At 61.6% G+C, this 16,258-nt stretch carries 15 protein-coding genes; 4 read left to right on the forward strand and 11 right to left on the reverse strand.

The window, feature by feature from the left end; all coding sequences use genetic code 11:
- Positions 1 to 6: 6 nt before the first annotated feature.
- The gene (locus tag ASE94_RS06550; RefSeq protein ID WP_062629701.1) at positions 7 to 957 is read right to left on the reverse strand and encodes a hypothetical protein; all 951 of its coding nucleotides are present in this window, start codon (positions 955 to 957) and stop codon (positions 7 to 9) included.
- Positions 958 to 1,189: 232 nt separating this feature from the next.
- On the opposite strand from ASE94_RS06550, the gene ASE94_RS06555 reads away from it, so the two are divergent.
- Complete coding sequence (locus tag ASE94_RS06555) at positions 1,190 to 1,873, forward strand: glutathione S-transferase N-terminal domain-containing protein (RefSeq protein ID WP_061911839.1); 684 nt, start codon at positions 1,190 to 1,192, stop codon at positions 1,871 to 1,873.
- On the opposite strand, the gene ASE94_RS06560 is transcribed toward ASE94_RS06555, so the two are convergent.
- On the reverse strand, positions 1,870 to 3,057 hold the full coding sequence (locus tag ASE94_RS06560; RefSeq protein ID WP_244483989.1) for an alpha/beta hydrolase: 1,188 nt from the start codon (positions 3,055 to 3,057) through the stop codon (positions 1,870 to 1,872). The two genes, ASE94_RS06555 and ASE94_RS06560, sit on opposite strands and share 4 nt — an antisense overlap.
- Before the next feature lie 122 nt (positions 3,058 to 3,179).
- On the opposite strand from ASE94_RS06560, the gene ASE94_RS06565 reads away from it, so the two are divergent.
- Positions 3,180 to 3,752, forward strand: coding sequence for a TetR/AcrR family transcriptional regulator (locus ASE94_RS06565; RefSeq protein ID WP_061911838.1), 573 nt, complete (start codon positions 3,180 to 3,182; stop codon positions 3,750 to 3,752).
- Positions 3,753 to 3,791: 39 nt separating this feature from the next.
- Here the strand turns inward: ASE94_RS06565 and ASE94_RS06570 are convergent, their stop codons facing one another.
- Positions 3,792 to 4,238: a DUF305 domain-containing protein gene (locus tag ASE94_RS06570; RefSeq protein ID WP_061911837.1), complete on the reverse strand. Its 447-nt coding sequence runs from the start codon at positions 4,236 to 4,238 to the stop codon at positions 3,792 to 3,794.
- Between the two features lie 143 nt (positions 4,239 to 4,381).
- Between ASE94_RS06570 and ASE94_RS06575 the strand changes: the two genes are divergently transcribed.
- The gene (locus ASE94_RS06575; protein ID WP_244483990.1) at positions 4,382 to 5,554 is read left to right on the forward strand and encodes a hypothetical protein; all 1,173 of its coding nucleotides are present in this window, start codon (positions 4,382 to 4,384) and stop codon (positions 5,552 to 5,554) included.
- A 65-nt stretch (positions 5,555 to 5,619) separates the two neighbouring features.
- On the opposite strand, the gene ASE94_RS06580 is transcribed toward ASE94_RS06575, so the two are convergent.
- Genes ASE94_RS06580 through ASE94_RS06590 form a run of 3 tightly spaced genes read right to left on the reverse strand, consistent with a single transcriptional unit; the run spans position 5,620 to position 9,078 of the window.
- Positions 5,620 to 6,591, reverse strand: coding sequence for an ABC transporter permease (locus tag ASE94_RS06580; protein WP_200913601.1), 972 nt, complete (start codon positions 6,589 to 6,591; stop codon positions 5,620 to 5,622).
- Complete coding sequence (locus tag ASE94_RS06585) at positions 6,584 to 8,104, reverse strand: sugar ABC transporter ATP-binding protein (RefSeq protein ID WP_062629702.1); 1,521 nt, start codon at positions 8,102 to 8,104, stop codon at positions 6,584 to 6,586. The genes ASE94_RS06580 and ASE94_RS06585 overlap by 8 nt, the downstream gene beginning before the upstream one ends.
- A 41-nt stretch (positions 8,105 to 8,145) precedes the next feature.
- Positions 8,146 to 9,078, reverse strand: coding sequence for a substrate-binding domain-containing protein (locus ASE94_RS06590; RefSeq protein WP_061911834.1), 933 nt, complete (start codon positions 9,076 to 9,078; stop codon positions 8,146 to 8,148).
- Between the two features lie 117 nt (positions 9,079 to 9,195).
- On the opposite strand from ASE94_RS06590, the gene ASE94_RS06595 reads away from it, so the two are divergent.
- Positions 9,196 to 10,650: an FGGY-family carbohydrate kinase gene (locus ASE94_RS06595; protein ID WP_061911833.1), complete on the forward strand. Its 1,455-nt coding sequence runs from the start codon at positions 9,196 to 9,198 to the stop codon at positions 10,648 to 10,650.
- A 16-nt stretch (positions 10,651 to 10,666) separates the two neighbouring features.
- On the opposite strand, the gene ASE94_RS06600 is transcribed toward ASE94_RS06595, so the two are convergent.
- The 5 genes from ASE94_RS06600 to ASE94_RS06620 are packed head-to-tail and all read right to left on the reverse strand — an operon-like array spanning position 10,667 to position 16,236.
- A complete protein-coding gene (locus ASE94_RS06600; protein WP_061911832.1) occupies positions 10,667 to 11,392 on the reverse strand; it encodes a FadR/GntR family transcriptional regulator in 726 nt (241 codons plus the stop codon).
- A 56-nt stretch (positions 11,393 to 11,448) separates the two neighbouring features.
- A complete protein-coding gene (locus ASE94_RS06605) occupies positions 11,449 to 12,654 on the reverse strand; it encodes an aminotransferase class V-fold PLP-dependent enzyme (RefSeq protein ID WP_061911831.1) in 1,206 nt (401 codons plus the stop codon).
- Positions 12,655 to 12,656: 2 nt separating this feature from the next.
- Entirely contained in the window at positions 12,657 to 13,541 is an 885-nt protein-coding gene (locus ASE94_RS06610) for an ABC transporter permease (RefSeq protein WP_062629703.1), read from the reverse strand.
- On the reverse strand, positions 13,538 to 14,467 hold the full coding sequence (locus tag ASE94_RS06615; RefSeq protein ID WP_061911829.1) for an ABC transporter permease: 930 nt from the start codon (positions 14,465 to 14,467) through the stop codon (positions 13,538 to 13,540). The genes ASE94_RS06610 and ASE94_RS06615 overlap by 4 nt, the downstream gene beginning before the upstream one ends.
- An 11-nt stretch (positions 14,468 to 14,478) precedes the next feature.
- Positions 14,479 to 16,236 carry an ABC transporter ATP-binding protein gene (locus ASE94_RS06620; RefSeq protein ID WP_061911828.1) on the reverse strand — a complete coding sequence of 586 codons (1,758 nt, stop codon included), beginning with the start codon at positions 16,234 to 16,236 and terminating at the stop codon, positions 14,479 to 14,481.
- Positions 16,237 to 16,258: the final 22 nt, after the last annotated feature.

Consider the following 16,258-nt stretch of genomic DNA (forward strand, 5'->3'; position numbering starts at 1 on the left):
TAAGGCTCAGAACTGCTGAAGCAGGTAGTCGCCCACCTTTTCGGCCTTCGGGTCGAAGAGGGTGTCGAGGCGCGAATTGAGGACGTAGACCCCATTTCCGGCCTCGACCGCCGCGGTCGGCATCGAGAGTTCACTCTTTTCGCTGCGCGTGATGGTCGTAGATTTCCAGCCATCGGTGGAGGTCAGTTCGACTGTCCGATCAGACCCCAGGTTCTGGACGACAAGCAGGTGTTCTCCATCGAGGAGATGAATACCGTCTGCGCCAAGCAGTGGCTCGGGCAAGGCCACACTCGAAATGTCCGTTGGATCGGAGAGGCTCACCCGGAACAGTTCGCCGCTGTTGTATTTGCCGACGATTAGATAGCCGTCTTCATGCACGGCAATGCCGTTGAGATTGAAGCCGTCTTCGGACCAGAACTGTGGGTCTTGCGCAAAGATCGACGCCTTCCCCGATGTGTCGATCTTGTAAATGATCGGCGCGAAGCTGTCGGTCACATAGGCATTGCCCGCAGCATCGAGCGCGATATCGTTGGCAAAATGCGTGCCTTGGCTGAGCGCGCCGAGATCGTAATAGTCCTTTGGCGTGCCGGATTTGGCGTCATATGTCGCGACGCAAGCGAGTTTCCCTTGGGTAGCTATGCTGGTGCGTGCCCCGGCTCCGGGATCGGAATTGGTCACCCAGAGCGTATCAGTCTGATCATCGACCAGTAGCCCCACGGTCGAGACCAGCTTGTCGTCGGCGATAAACGGCGTGTAGGCGCCGGTCCGGTCGAGTTTGGCGACCAGCCCTTGAGTGACGGAGCCGAGCAGGAATACGTCCTGTTCGGCCGAAAAGGTGAGGCTCTCGGGATAGGAGCGGTCCGAGGCGAAGCCGATATCGGCAGCCGTGGTGGGCACTGCCAGAGAGAGAAGAGCGGCGCTTGCAACGCCGGCGAGCAAAGTGCAGGAGATCATCATGCGGTCCTTTCGATCATGATGCCCATGATCTAGGACACGCTCCGCCAGGCTTGAAACGCGGCTCGGCGATTGGAGCTATCGATCAAATCGATGGCTTACTGAGATCAAATGCAGGGGCAGCTATCGATCTCAGCGATAGCTGCAAATCTTCGTATCGATTTCCGGGTCAGGCGACGCGGGGGCATCTTCGGCCGCAGATGAGCCCGAAACCGCGGCTAGACAGGAGACATCAATGCTCGATTTCTATTTTCACGCGACGCCGAATTCGATGAAGGTTGCGGTGTTGCTGCACGAACTCGCCCTCCCCTTTTCGGTCAAACCGGTGGACATCTTCAAGGGCGAGCAGCACCTCCCTGGCTTTCGGGCGATCAACGCCAATGGCAAGGTGCCGGCGATTGTGGACGGCGACACGATCGTCTTCGACTCTCACGCCATTCTGCTCTATCTGGCCGACAAGCACGGCGCTTTCGTGCCGACAGACCGGCGCGACTATGCCGCCATGCTCTCATGGCTCGAGCTGGTCGCAACTGGGCTTTCGCCCTTCTCCGGCCAGGCCATCCATTTCATGCATTACGCTCCCGAGCACCTGCCCTACGCCGTCAACCGGTATACCAAGGAAGTGGCGCGGCACTATGAGGTGCTCGACGACCGCCTTGGCAGCGCCCAGTATCTAGCGGGGGAGACCTATTCGATCGCTGACATGGCTCTTTGGGGATGGGCCGCTTCGGCAGGCTTCATCTTTGGCGATGCAGGGCTCTCGGCCTATCCCAATGTCCAAAGGTTCATGACGGAAATGGCGTCGCGTCCCGCGGTGCAAAAGGCGCTGGAGCTGAAAGCGGCTCACACATTCAAATCCGACCTCGATGCAACTTCGCGCAAGGCGATGTTTCCGCAAAACGAGAGCGATGCAGCCTAGCGTTTTTCGGATTTCGGGCCACCGTCTCCAACTTTGGCCGCGAAATCGACCAGTAGGCGAGCGAGTTGTGCGGGCTGTTCCTGCTGGATCCAGTGCCCCGCACCTTCAACGAACGCGACATCCCTCAGTTGCGTCGTTGATGTAGTTTGCATTAGGTCCAGCGCACCGGGCGAAATGTAGGGTGCCCAATCCTTGTCGCCGCCAATAAAGAGCGATGGCACATCGAGCGTCCGGCCGGAAAAGAGACGCAGCTCGGCGCCGAGTGCGGGGTCGGACAGCACACGGTAGCCTTGCATCGCGCCTTGGAAGCCGGTGCGCGAGAATGCCTCGACATAGACATCGAGCTCAGGCTCGGTGAGCCAGTGGGCGGCGGCAACCTCTGCGTCTGAAGGACGGAATGGAGCGACGTTCTCGGGCATCGTCTTCCCCTTTTCCATCACATAATAGGTGGGCAGTGCGGCGAATGCTTCAGGACTTGCGGGGCTGAGCGGATGCGGCGCATTGCCGGCCCAATCGGCGCTTTTGACGTGAAAGAAGGTCCTGAAAAACTGGCGGAGGCCCTCTGGTGCATTTTGCGGATCATCACTGGCGCTGCGCGATGCGAAATAGTGCTGATAAAGCTCTCGCGGTGGATCGAGCGCGGCAAGGCCGGCCGCCAATTGATGCACCGGGGACTGTGCTGGCTGGGGCTGCGGGGCTTTGTCGGCGGTGTCGAAGGGAAAGGCCGGCACGCCGGGAAAGGGCGCGCTCATCAGGACGACTGAAGGAAACACATCGGGGCGGGCGATGGCGCAATAGGCCGCGATGGGCGAGCCGAAATCGTGTCCGACCAGCATGGACGTGTGGGAATAGCCCAAGGCCGCAACCAGGGCGAGTGTATCGCGCACCATGTTGAGAATGCCAAAGGGCGCGAGAGGCGCATCATAATCGGCCGACCATCCCGTGGTTTGACCATAGCCGCGCTGATCGGGCGCAACGACGTGGTAGCCGGCCTCTGCTAGGAGCGGCATCACATGGCGCCAACCATAGGCGAGATCCGGAAACCCATGGAGAAGCAGCGCCAGCGGGCGTCCGGTCTCCTTATGCCCGGCTTCAAGAATATGAAGATCGAGGCCATTTACCGCTGGGATCATTCGCGAGCGAATTGCCGCCGGCAGCGCGCCCTGAATATCTGTGAAAACCATTTGATCGGCACCTCTCTCATAGGCGGTAAACGCGTCGAGTTGCGTGAGCCAAACAACTATGGCGATCACCATACTATGGCGGTTGGTATAGTATGGTCAAGGCTCTTGTGGTAGGACACCGTATGACCCGCAAAACCGACGCCCGTGAAAATGCCATCGCTGCAGCTATTCGCCTGTTTCGTCTTCAGGGCTATACGGCCACCGGCCTCACCCAAATCCTTGAGGAAAGCGGGGCGCCCAAGGGTTCGTTCTATTTTCATTTTCCCAAGGGGAAGGTGCAGTTGGCAGAAGAGGCGATCGATCGCTATGTCGCGCAGCGCATTGCCGTTATTCAGGCAGTGTCGGCGGAGACAACAGGCGATGCGCTGGGCTTTACGCAAAGGCTGATTGGGTCGTTCGCCGCCGACATGAAGGCCTCCGACTTCCGATATGGATGCCTGATGCAGAACCTTGCTAATGAACTGCCGGCCCTCGATGCCGACCTCACACAACGGGTGGCCCAAGGCTTTGCGACCTCGACCGAGATCATAAGGCGGCATTTCGAGGGGTGCGGGCTGAGTGGCGGGAAGGCAAGGTCTGCGGCAGCCGCGCTGGTGGCCTCGCTCGAGGGCGCGCGAACGGTCGCGCGGCTCGAGCGGAGCCCAGCAGTGTTCGAGGCACTGTCCGAAATGGCCGCTCAGCAATGGGCCGCCTAGTCGCACAGCGACTTTGAGGAGGTGTCGCCTTCGCCTTTCCTATTGAGCCGGCAAGCGCGCCAGCCAGGCTTGCATCTGGCGGATTTCCACCTGCTGCGTAGTGATGATTTCCTGAGCAAACATCTTGATCCAGGGATCATTGGCATATTGCTGGGCGACCCTTGCCATCGCGACCGCGCCCTGATGGTGCGGGATCATGCTGCACACGAAGGCGGTCTGAAAATCGGTCGGCGTCATGCCACGCATCATATCCGAATGCATCGGCTCCATGGTCTGGAGCAGCGCCGCATGGGCAGGATCGGCATTGGCTGCCATCATGTCGATGTGCTCCTGCATCGAAGCGCCACCATGGTCGGCACTGGCATCGCCGCAAATGGGCGGCAGAGGGAGTTGAGCCGCAGCCTCCGCAGGCTGATCGCGCACGAACAGCGCACCGACAAAAGCGACCGCCAGAATTCCTGCCGCACCCCACTTCATCACGTCCATTTTCTCAGACTCCTGGGCCTCGTTGCTAGCCCGACTATGCCGCGCCCATTTCCCGAGCCGTTTGATCGAGATCAAGGATGCATGGGCGATGCACGTTTATGCCGACCTCAGCTGCAGTCGTTGCAGAACTGATGGAGTCGCAAGTGATAGTGCACCAAGGAACCGTCGCCACACTGCGCAGGGGGGCTGGACGCCGGCTTTCCCTGGGCCTACCGCTCGGCGTTCTTCTCGCGGGGTTCGGCGCCGCAACGCCCGCTTATGCCCATGTCAAATGGTTTGCACCCTACGTGGTGGGCGCTGCGCCTGCCCCGATCACCAGCACGCTGGCCAATGGCTGGTTCTGGCTCGGTATTGTGCTGGTCCTTGCCTTCTTCGCGGCAACGGTCGTCATTGCAAAAGGCAAGTTTGGCAGCGCGGTCAGCAGCGGACTTGACTGGGCGAGCGCGCCGCTCTGGACCCGGTCGGACGATTTCATGCGGGCCATTATCGGTGCCTTCTTCGTCGCGATCTTTGCCGTTGGCGGGGTTTATCTGACGCCAGACCTGCAAACGCCCAATGAGTGGGTCTCGTGGCTGCAATTGCTGATCGCGCTGCTGGTATTCTCGCGCCGGACCATGCCGCTGGCTGCGGCGGGCATTATCGGGCTCTGGGTCATTGCGCTGCGCGACTATGACTTCTTCCACCTGCTCGACTATCTGGCGCTTGGCGTCGGCGTCGCCGGATATCTGGCGCTTGCCAGCGCTCCGGAGAGCAAGTGGTATAAGCACCGATTTGCCGTGCTTCGCTGGGGTGTCGCCATTGCGCTGATGTGGTCGAGCCTTGAAAAGTTCGCCTATGCCGAATGGTTCTATCCGCTTGTCGAAGAACGGCCCTACCTGACCTTCGGCATGCCGCGGGACACGTTCATTCCCATGGCGGGCGTCGCTGAATTCACCATGGGTTTTGGCCTTCTTTGGACGCCGTTGATTCGCCGACTGTCGGCCGTGGCGCTGCTGGTGATTTTCACCACCGCGGTCTATCCCTTCGGCCGTATCGATCTCGTCGGTCACGCCCTGATAATTAGCACGCTGTTCCTGATAGCTGCCGATCCGACGCCATCGGGCCCACGCCTCAAAACGCTGATGCCGGCAATTGGCGCAGTGCCTGCGGGTCTCCTCGCTGCCATGGTGATCATTGCGGGAAGCTATTGGGGGCTACACACGGTGTTCTACGGCGATGCCGTGCGGACAGAACCGCTGGCGCCCAATACCGAACTCCTGACGCATATGCCGAACGCCGAACAACCCCATGGCATGGTGCACTCGCCCCAGCCCTGAGCACTGAACCCCAGCAACCCCGCTTCGGCGGGGTTGTTTCGCTTAATGGCAAATGGCTACCGATCTCAGCGGCGCTTTTGGCCGATTGAGCCGGCGCCGACGGCGACGAGAATGAGCGCGCCGACAAGAACCTGACGGATATAGCTATCGACGCTCATCTGGGTGAGGCCATTGTCGAGGACGCCCAGCACGATGACCCCGACGACAGTGGCGAGAATGCGGGGCTCGCCGTGACGGCTCATGGTGGTGCCGAGAAAGACCGCGGCGATGGCATTGAGCATGAGGCCACTGCCCTGGACCGGATTGGCCGAGGCGACGCGGCTCGCATACATCAAACCGCCAGCGGCGGCGGCAAGACCAGTCAACGAGAAGGCGATGAGCCTGAGGCGCTTGACGGCAATGCCGCTCAGATGAGCGGCTTCCATATTGCCGCCGATGGCGTAGAGGCGGCGGCCGAAGGTGGTTTGCTCGAGAAGGACCCAGACCGCGAGGATTACCACGATAGCGATGATGGAGAGATTGGGGAGGCTGATGGCGACGCCGCCCCATTCGCCGAGCGGAATGCCGGCGCGGGCGAAATTGCCAAAGTCCTCGGGGATGGCGCGGCCCGAAATGGTCTTGCCGCCGCTGACAACAAAGGCGAGGCCCGAAAACATGGTCATGGTCGCCAGGGTCGCGATGAACGGGAGGATGCCGACAAGGCTGACCATGGCGCCATTGAAGGCGCCGCCGAGGAGGCCGACCAAAAGCGAAACCGAAACGGCGGCCCAGATCGGTTGACCGGCGACCATCATCAGGGCTGCGACGATGCCTGCAAGGCTCGCGGCAGAGCCGACCGAAAGATCGAAATCACCCATGACCATGACGACCGTCATGCCGGCCGCGACGACCATCAGCATGGAGGTCTGCTGGGTGATGTTGAGCCAGTTGCGCGCCGTCGGGAACGTGCCGGGGAGCATGACGGAGAAGAAAACGAGGATGGCGACGAAGCCGATCAGGGTGCCATAGCGGCGGATGAAGACCATGTTCTTAGGCAACCATGCCGGTGGTCCGGCCATAACAGAGATTGACGAGATCGTCTTCGCGCAGACCTGCGGCGTCGACAATGGTGGTGATGGCGCCATCGCGCATGATGGCGATGCGATCGCAAAGGCCGATCAGTTCGGGGAGATCGGAGGAGACGAGGATGACGCCAGAACCCTTGGCGGTGCGCTCGCGGATGATGGAATAGATGTCGAATTTGGCGCCGACATCGACCCCGCGGGTGGGTTCTTCGAGCAGCAACAAACGCGGATCGCCCGCGACCGCCTTGGCGAAGACGACCTTTTGCTGATTGCCGCCGCTCAGTTCGATGACGTCCTGACCCGGACCGACGGCTTTGAGGCGCATATTGGCGCCGAGGTCGGCGGCAAAGCGCTTTTCGCGGTTGGGGGTCAGCCAGGTACCGGCGCTGCTCTGGCGCTTGAGGTGCGCAAGCGTGATGTTCTCGTAGATCGGCCGGCGCATGATGAGGCCTTCGGCGCGGCGTTCGCGCGGGACATAGGCCACGCCGCTTTGCCAGGCAGTAGCGGGGGAGAACGGCGCATAGGGCGCGTTGCCGAGGGACATTGTGCCCGCGGTCATGCGGGCATCGCCGAAAATGGCGCGGATGAGTTCGCTTTGGCCGGAACCGGAGAGGCCGGCAATGCCCAGAACTTCGCCTTCGCGGAGAGAGAAGCTGGTGGGTTTGAGGCCGGGGCTGACGAGGTTAGTGGCTGAAAAGACGGTGGCCTCGCGCGGCGCGACGACGGCCTTGGGATAGGCTTCCTCGACTTTTCTACCGATCATCAGGGCGACGAGATCGTCGTGGGTGATGTTGGTCAGGGCGCCGCTATCGATCGAGCGTCCGTCGCGCAGCACGGTGGCTTTGTCGCAAAGCATCATCACCTCGTCGAGGCGGTGAGAGACGTAAAGAACCGAGCTGCCGGAGGCGCGGATTTCGCGGAGGACGCGGAACAAGCGTTGGCTCTCGTCGGCGGTGAGCGCGGCTGTGGGCTCGTCCATGACGTAGAGTTTGGCATCGTCGAGCAACGCGGCGGAGATGCGGACGAGCATCTGATCGCCAAGACCGAGCGTGCCAAGGTTCTGACGCGGGTCGATATGGTCGATGCCCAAACGATCCAGCGCGCGCTGAGCCTGACGGTTCAACTCCGCCCAATCGACGAAAATGCCGGCGCGGCGCGGATAGCGGCGGCCCATGAAGATGTTTTCGGCGACAGACAGGGTTGGGACGACGTTGAATTCCTGATGGATAAAACGGAGGCCCAGGCGATATGCAGCCTTGGTCGACTCGATGCTGACCGGCGTGCCGTCGATCGCGATATCGGCCGTGTCCGGAGCGACGACACCGGCGAGGATTTTGATCAGCGTCGATTTGCCAGCGCCATTTTCGCCCATAAGGGCGTGAATTTCACCTGGCGCAACGACGAGACTGGCCCCGGACAGGGCCGGAACGCCGGCATAGGCCTTGGTGACGGATGTGGCGGAGAGAAGCGGGATGGGAGGGGCCATAGCCGGCCCCTGCCCTAAAGCTGTTTCGGACAAGTGACCAATTACTCGGTGGCGTTAGCCTTGGTGATCAGCTTGGTAGGCACATAGGTGACCGACTGCAGGATTTCTTCGCCAGCCAGTACGCGGGCAACGGCATCAGCCGTGGTCGCGCCGATGCCGGAAAAATCCTGGGCGACGGAGGCTTCGAAATTGCCGCCGGCGGCGATGGCTTCGCGGGCCTGGGGATTGGCGTCGATGCCGGTGATGACGATGCCTTCGCCGGAACGACCGGCGTCTTCGATGGCCTGCAGCGCGCCGAGAGCTGGCTGATCCCATGCCGCCCAGACGGCCTTAATGCTGCCCGGCTCGGGATTGGCGGCGAGGATCGCTTCCATCTTGGCGCGGCTATCGGCAATGCCGCCATCGGCGACGTCCGGGGTCACGCGATCGAGCACCTTGATATCGGGATAGTTGCCGAAGACCGCATCGGCGACAACGCCGCGGACCTGCACCGGCGGGAAAGCCTCGAAGACGAACATGACGACATTGCCTTCGCCCTTGATGCGATCGGCAACATAGGTCGAGGTTTCGGCGGCCATGGCATAGCCATTGGACGTCACATTGGTGACGAGCAGCGGATCGGCGCCGGCATCCATGCCGAAGACGGGAATGCCGGCATCCTTGGCGGCCTGGAGACCAGCGGTCACCTGGGTCGGATCGACATTGATGACGATGGCATCGACGTTCTGGACGACGAGATCTTCCATACGGCTGATGACGGCGGCAACATCGCCGGCCGTATCGATCACATTGACGTCCCAGTCATTTTCGTCGGCGACGGCCTGGAAGGCTTCGACGTAAAACTGGGTGCCGGGCTGAGCCATATAGGGCGTGACGATGGCGACCTTGGCCTGAGCAAAGGCAGCGCCTGTGCCAAGAGCGGTCGTCGCGAGAAGAATACCGGCTAAAGCCAGGGTGGATTTATTGAGCGACACGAGACAGCCCTCCTGCTATCTCCGCCAGCGGGGCAGCGGGCGGTTGTTATCCTTGTGCTTCAAGGCACTATAAGGGGCGCCTGCCGGACGGCAAGCTGGATTCGGGGGAGAACGGGCATGGAATTTTGCCTGATCGGGATCGACATCGGGACAACGGCAACCAAAGCCACATTGATCGATGCATTGGGTCAGCAATTGGCAAGCTTCGAGCATCCCCATTCCACCTTTCGTACCAGCCCCGGCATGGCCGAGCAAAGGCCGGAAGATTGGCTCCGCGGCGTTTTCGGCGCACTTGGACATTTCGCCGAAATGGTAGAACCGTCGCGGTTGATAGGCATCGGCCTGACCTCGCAGGTCAATTCCCACGTCTTTGTCGATGCGCGGGGAGAGACGCTGCGGCCCGGTATCACCTGGCAGGACACGCGGGCGGCGGACGACGCGGCGCAGCTCGACCGACAGGTGAGCATTGAGCAAAAAAACGCGTGGTTTGGCGGACCGGTGCCGATCGACGCCAGTCACGCCCTCTCCCGCATGGCCTTCGTCGCCCGGACGGAGCCGCAGAATTGGGACGCAACGCGGCATGTGCTGTTGCCCAAGGATTTCATCGCACTCAAGCTGACCGGTGAAGTGGCGAGCGATGCGGTCGCGGCCGTGGGGCTGGTCGATACGGCTGGGCGCTATGTCGATGCGCTCCTCGCCCTCGTCGATTCAGCCGCGGCCAAACTGCCACCGCTTTACCCGTTTCATCATCAGGTGGGGCGCATGGATGCCGGGCTCCCCTTTGCCGGCACCCCCGTTATGGTTGGCGCCATGGATGCCTGGGCAGGCATGTTCGGCTGCGGTGTCGTTGCCAATGGCGATGCCATGTATCAATCGGGGACCAGCGAAATCCCCGGTATCGTCTCGGATACGGTTATCCCAACGGCGGGCGTAATCCTGTTTCCGCCCTATGAGGGTATCCGCATGCATGCCGCGCCAACCCAATCGGGTGGCGCGTCGATGACCTGGCTCGCAACGCTTCTTGGCCGCTCGCCGGCAGACTTGATCGAACGCGCTTCGACGGAGACGCTCACCGAGACCACACCGATCTTCTTGCCGCACCTCGCTGGGGAACGCGCGCCCATTTGGGACGCCTCATCCCGGGGCGTTTTCGCGCGGCTCGATACCAATTCCGGCCCCGAGCAACTGACGCTCGCGGTGATGGAAGGGGTGGCGCACTCGGTGCGCTGGGCGTTCCAGGCGCTGGAAGGTTCAGCGGGCATAAGCCCCGAACGCATCCGCATTAGCGGTGGCGGCGCGCGCTCCGATATCTGGTGCCAGATCCGCGCCGACGTTCTGGGAAAAACCCTGACTCGCACCAGCATTCCCGCTGCAGCCGCGCTTGGCGCTGCGATCATCGCGGGCGTGGGGAGCGGAGCATTCCCATCGCTGCCGGATGCGGTGCGCAGGCTCGTCCAATTCGAGCGCAGCTTCGAGCCGGATCCTAAACGCGTCAATTTCTATACCGACCGTTTTGAACACTATCGCGCGCTCTATCAGGACCTGCGGGCGTTCAATCAGCGATTTGGATAGCCGATGGTGCTGAACTTCAACTCAGCTTGTCGCCATCGATGATGGCCTGCACTTCGCGCTCGACCACATCGATGATGCGGCCGATGGCATCCACGGCGGCATCGGGGTTTTGAGCAAGGATTGCGTCGGCCAGATCGCGATGGATCGGGAAGGAATCGAGGCCGAAGGCATCGGCCGAAAAGGGTGACTTGCCGCCACGCTCGAGGGCATCGTCGAGATTGACCAGAAGCTGGCCATACATGGGATTGCCGGAAGCGTCGTAGATGGCGCCGTGGAAAGCGTGGTCGGCCTTGCGCCAAGGGAGGCCGGCATCGACATCGACGAGCAGCGCCGTGCAGAGACGCCCAATGTCTTCGCGCTGGGCCGGCGTCGCTTTTATCGTCGCCTTGCGGACGACGTCGTTTTCAAGCGTCCGGCGGATTTCAAGGAGGCGCAGCAACGCTTCGCCTTCAAGCCGCACCATGGTGGGGACGAGGCCGCGCGAGGTCTGGACGCGTGCCGAAAGATAGGTGCCATCGCCGCGGCGGCGGCGGATGATGCCGAGGCCTTCCCAGCGGTTGAGCGCTTCGCGGATGGTGGAACGGCCGACGCCGAGAGTTGCCGCAAGCGAAACTTCGGGCGGAAGACGATCGCCAATCGTGAGGCCCGATCTCTCGACCATATCGGCAAGCGCATCGAGCACCGCTACGCCACGCGTGCGGGTTTCGAGCGGCTCGAGATAGTCGAGTGCTGCCTGGCTCACGGCGTCATTCCTTCACAGCGGCGCGGGCCACCTTTCACCACAGTTTGCCTACTTTGTCAGCCCTGGCTTGCTGCACGACCTCGCAACGATCCGAGATCGAGAAGCTCGGAGAGGGCGTCGATCAGCTTGTCCATTTGCGGCTTGGAATTGTAGCCCTGAACCGAGAGGCGGGCGATGCAATGGTCCTGCCATTTGAACACTGGAATTTCGACGCGATAGCGCTCGAAGAGCAGCTTGTGAATTTCGGCTGTGTCGCATTCGGGGATGGGCATGGCCACCATTTGCGGGGCCGAAAATTCCGGGCTGCTGAGCGGAGCAAGACTCGTCAATTCGCCAAGCCGGCGCGCAGTGTCCTGCGCCAATTGCCGACAATGATCGGCAATCGAGAGCCAGTCGTTTTCCTTCCGGAACGCGATCGCTGCAGGCACGGTGAGCCAGGCCGAGGGATCACGCGTGCCCTGAACCTCGATGCCATCGATGAATGGCGAATTGCCGAAGGCGCCCTGCGCGCCGGGCTCCTTGGACTCCTTGGTCCAGCCGTGACTGATCACGAGCGGATCGAGCAGGCCCTGCACTTCGGGGCGGGCGTGGAGGAAGGCCGAGCCCTTGGGGGTCATCATCCACTTATGGCAATTGCCGGAATAGAAATCGGCGCCGAGCGCATCGAGCGACAGTGGAATATGGCCCGGCGTATGGGCGCCATCGATGACCGACCAAATACCGCGCTTACGCGCCTCGGCAATGGACCGCGCGATGGGGAAGACCAAGGCGGTTGGCGAGGTAATGTGGCTGAGAAACAGGACCTTGGTGCGGTCGGTCATGCCGGCGATAATGGCGTCGGTAAAGGCGTCCTCGGAAACCAGCGGCATCGGCACTTTTACGACGACGATTTCGGCGCCGGTCTTGCGGCAGACATAAGCCCAGGTCTTTTCGAGCGCTGAATATTCGTGGTCGGTCGTCAGGATCTGGTCGCCGGGCTTGAGCGGGAGCGACTGCGCCACGACGTTGAGGCCGCTTGTCGCATTCATGACCGCGGCGATATTGGTTGGGGCCGCGCCCAATTCTGCCGCAACGGCCTCGCGCGGCGTGCGCATCAGGTCGTTGAGGCGGCGACCGAGGAATTCCACCGGTTCGCTCTCGAGCTCAAGCTGAAACGCCTGATAGGTTTCAAACACCGGACGCGGGCAGGCACCGAAAGAGCCGTGATTGAGAAAGGTCACGTCCTCGCGGATGAGGAACTGACGGGCGAGATTGTCGGACACGGTTAGCGGCCTTTCAGGGTCGGATCGAGCGCGTCGCGCAGGCCATCGCCGAAAAGCGAGGTCGCGAGCACGGTGATGGCAAGCGCGGCGGTCGGGAAGACGGCCAGGTGCCAGTAAAAGAACATGAAGTCGATGCCTTCATTGATCATCTGCCCCCAGGTCGGCGTGGGCGGGGGAACGCCGACGCCGAGGAAACTGAGGCTGGCTTCGAGCATCATGGCGAGCGGAATGGACAGCACGAAGCCAATGATGATCGGGCTGATCGAATTGGGGATGAGATGGCGCCGGATGATATACCAGGGCGAAGCACCGAGCGCCTGGGCGGCGCGAACGAATTCCTTCTCGCGGAAGGCCTTTATCTGCGCGCGGACGAGGAGGCAGACCTGCACCCAGCCAAAAAGTGCAGCGATGAAGACGATGGTGCCATAACCACCGCGGGTGATCGCGCCGAGCAATAAGGCTGCCAACAAAGGCGGAACCACCGAGAATATCTCAATGACCCGCATGATGGTCCAATCGACGCGGCCGCCAAAATAGCCGGCAAGCGCGCCGAGAGGAATGCCGACGAGCACACTAAAGAGGGCGGCCGTGAAGCCGATGGTCAGGGAAACGCGCGCGCCATAGACGACGCGCGAATAGAAATCGCGGCCGAGATTGTCGATGCCAAACCAATGCTGGGCAGAGGGAAAGGCAAGCGCTTCGGTGAGGAAGCTCTGTGCCTCCGGGTCATAGGGCGTGATCAGAGGCGCAAAAATCGCCATCAGGATGAGGACCGTGAGCACCGCGCCGCCAACGACGGCGGCCTTATTCGAAAGAAACCGCCGCCAGGCAAACCAGAGCGGGCTACGCATACGGACGGCAGGAACCGGCGCGCTGATATCGGTCATTCGGCGCCTCCTACCCGGATGCGCGGATTGAGGAGCGCATAGGCGATGTCGGAGAGGAGATAAGCAATGCAGTACATAAAGGTGATGAGCAGCATCAGCGCCATCTGAAGCGTGTAATCGCGCACCTGGATCGACGAGACGAAATAAGCGCCGAGACCCGGGACGCGGAACATGGCTTCGACAAAGATCGAGCCCGTGGCCGTACCGATGAACATGGGCAGAAACACCGTAACCAGCGGAATGGCAGAATTGCGCATGACGTGCTGGAAGATGATGCGACGTTCGCTGAGGCCCTTGGCACGCAGCACGGTGACGAAGGGGCGATTGAGCGTATCGAGCACCGCCGAGCGCGTATATCGCGCATAGGTCGCGAGCGGGATCGCGGCATAGCAGGCGATCGGCAGGATCCAACGATTGGGCTGCGGCCAGCCGCTTGCCGGAAGCCAGTTAAGCCAGACCGCGAAGATCAAAATAAGAAGCATCGAGGTCACGAAGACCGGGATGGTGAGCCCAAGGGTCGCGACGGTCGAGGCGACATAATCGATCCAGGAATTGCGGTTTAGGGCTGCGGCCATGCCGAGCAGAATGCCGAGTGGCGCCCCGATCAGCACACCCAACCCGCCAAGGACTAGGCTTGGCACCCAGGCGCGGGAAATGAGCTCGACGACGGTTTCGCCTGGGCTCTGGAACGGCACCCCGAAATCGAGGTGCAGGACGCCCCACATGTAATTGAAATATTGCACATGCAGCGGCTGATCGAGCCCCCACTGCGCCATCATCTTGGCGCGGACGGCCTCGGAGACCGGCATGTCATTGGCATCGAACGGCCCGCCGGGCACGGAATGCATCATCAGGAAGATGATGACCGACACGATGATGAAGGTGAAAGCGACCGAGAGGACGCGGCGGATGATATGGCCTAGCATCGCTTATCTCCTCACGTGGTCACGATCGCCTCGACCCGATGTCCTGGGGCGATGGTGACGAGTTGCGGATCGGGACTGGGGGCGGAGCCGGTCTGGATGACGGTATAGCGCGGGGTGCCGGCGCGGATTTCCTCGGCGGTGAGGAATGTGCGTTGCCGCTTTTCGCGCGGATTGGTCGCCGGGATCGCATCGAGCAGTGCGCGGGTATAGGGATGTCGCGGATCGGCGAAGAGACGCGCGGTCGGCGCTTCCTCCACAACCCGGCCGCGATACATGACGACGACACTGTCGGTGAGCGATTTGACCGTCGACAGATCATGGCTGATGAAGAGGATCGACAGCCCGAGTTCGGCCTGCAGGTCCTTGAGGAGATTGATGATCTGCGCCTTGACCGTCACGTCGAGCGCCGAGGTTGGTTCATCAGCGACGAGCACGGTGGGCTCGAGGATCAATGCCCGGGCGATGGCGACGCGCTGGCGCTGGCCGCCGGACAGTTCGTGCGGGTAGCGGCTGGCAAAATTGCGCGGGAGCCCCACCCGTTCGAGCCAAGCGAGCGCTTTCTGGGTTTGCTCGCGCGATGAACCGATCCCGTGAATATGGAGCGGCTCAGCGATGATCTGGCTCAGCGTCATCATCGGATCGAGCGCGGAATAGCTATCCTGAAAAACGATCTGCATGCGCTTTCGGAAGGGGATCAGTGCCGCTGCGTCCAGCCCCGAAATATCGGTACCATCGACCAGGATCTTGCCCCTGCTCGGCTCCGTCAGGCGCATGGCCATGAGGCCGGTTGTGGTTTTGCCAGAACCGGACTCCCCCACCAGAGCCACGATCCGGTTGCGCGGCAGGACCACATCGACCGACTTTACCGCCTGGAACTCGCCGTGAGTGACGCGAAAACCGCTGCGGCGGCGCGTGTGATAGGATTTCGCGAGACCGCGCAATTCGAGCGCCGGCGCCACCGCGTCCGGGTCGCCCTTGGATGGTTCGAAGCGCGAATGAAGGCTCGCCAGCAGCGCCTTGGTATAGGCGTGCTTGGGTGCTTCGAAGATTTCGGTAACCGGCCCCTCTTCCATGATCTCGCCGCCATACATGACGACGACCCGATCAACTGTTTCGGCGATGACGCCGAGATCGTGGGTGATCATGATGAGAGCCATGCCGAATTCGGCCTGCACTTTTTTGATCAACTGCAGGATCTGCGCCTGAATGGTGACGTCGAGCGCCGTGGTCGGCTCGTCGGCAATCAGCAGTTTCGGACGGCAGGACAGTGCCATGGCAATCATGGCGCGCTGCAACATGCCACCGGATAATTGATGCGGATAGTATTTCAGAACATCGGCTGCATTCTTGATTTCGACCCGCTGCAAAAGCTGCTCGGCTTCCGCCAGAGCCTCGCGTTTGCCGATCTTCCGGTGCGCCTGAATTGTCTCGGCGATCTGATGGCCAATGGTGAAGACCGGATCAAAGGCCGTCATCGGATCCTGAAAGATCATGGCCGCGGAACGACCACGCAGCCGCGCCAGGTCCTCCCTATTTGCCTTGAGGACATCGACGCCATCGAGCCGCAACGTGATTGCCTCAACTTCCGCGGTCGCGGGCAGCAGCCGCAGCAGCGCTGAACAGCTCACGGATTTACCGGAACCGGATTCCCCGACAATGCCGACGCTTTCGCCTTCATTGACGCTGAAGCTGACATGGCGAACCGCATCGACCCGGCCACCATATTGGCGAAAGCTGACGCGCAGGCCTTCGATTTCGACGAGAGGCATGAATAGGCCCTTGGTAGAGGGC

The sequence above is a fragment of the Devosia sp. Leaf64 genome, from assembly GCF_001421945.1.
In the GTDB taxonomy this organism is placed as follows: Bacteria; Pseudomonadota; Alphaproteobacteria; order Rhizobiales; family Devosiaceae; genus Devosia.

Excerpts from the sequence above, each read along its gene's own strand:
- ASE94_RS06555 (WP_061911839.1), top strand. The coding sequence starts at position 1,190 with ATGCTCGATTTCTATTTTCACGCGACGCCGAATTCGATGAAGGTTGCG.
- ASE94_RS06620 (WP_061911828.1), bottom strand. The coding sequence starts at position 16,236 with ATGCCTCTCGTCGAAATCGAAGGCCTGCGCGTCAGCTTTCGCCAATAT.
- ASE94_RS06570 (WP_061911837.1), bottom strand. The coding sequence starts at position 4,238 with ATGGACGTGATGAAGTGGGGTGCGGCAGGAATTCTGGCGGTCGCTTTT.
- ASE94_RS06565 (WP_061911838.1), top strand. The coding sequence starts at position 3,180 with ATGACCCGCAAAACCGACGCCCGTGAAAATGCCATCGCTGCAGCTATT.
- ASE94_RS06595 (WP_061911833.1), top strand. The coding sequence starts at position 9,196 with ATGGAATTTTGCCTGATCGGGATCGACATCGGGACAACGGCAACCAAA.
- ASE94_RS06610 (WP_062629703.1), bottom strand. The coding sequence starts at position 13,541 with ATGACCGATATCAGCGCGCCGGTTCCTGCCGTCCGTATGCGTAGCCCG.
- ASE94_RS06615 (WP_061911829.1), bottom strand. The coding sequence starts at position 14,467 with ATGCTAGGCCATATCATCCGCCGCGTCCTCTCGGTCGCTTTCACCTTC.
- ASE94_RS06560 (WP_244483989.1), bottom strand. The coding sequence starts at position 3,057 with ATGGTTTTCACAGATATTCAGGGCGCGCTGCCGGCGGCAATTCGCTCG.
- ASE94_RS06585 (WP_062629702.1), bottom strand. The coding sequence starts at position 8,104 with ATGGCCCCTCCCATCCCGCTTCTCTCCGCCACATCCGTCACCAAGGCC.
- ASE94_RS06550 (WP_062629701.1), bottom strand. The coding sequence starts at position 957 with ATGATGATCTCCTGCACTTTGCTCGCCGGCGTTGCAAGCGCCGCTCTT.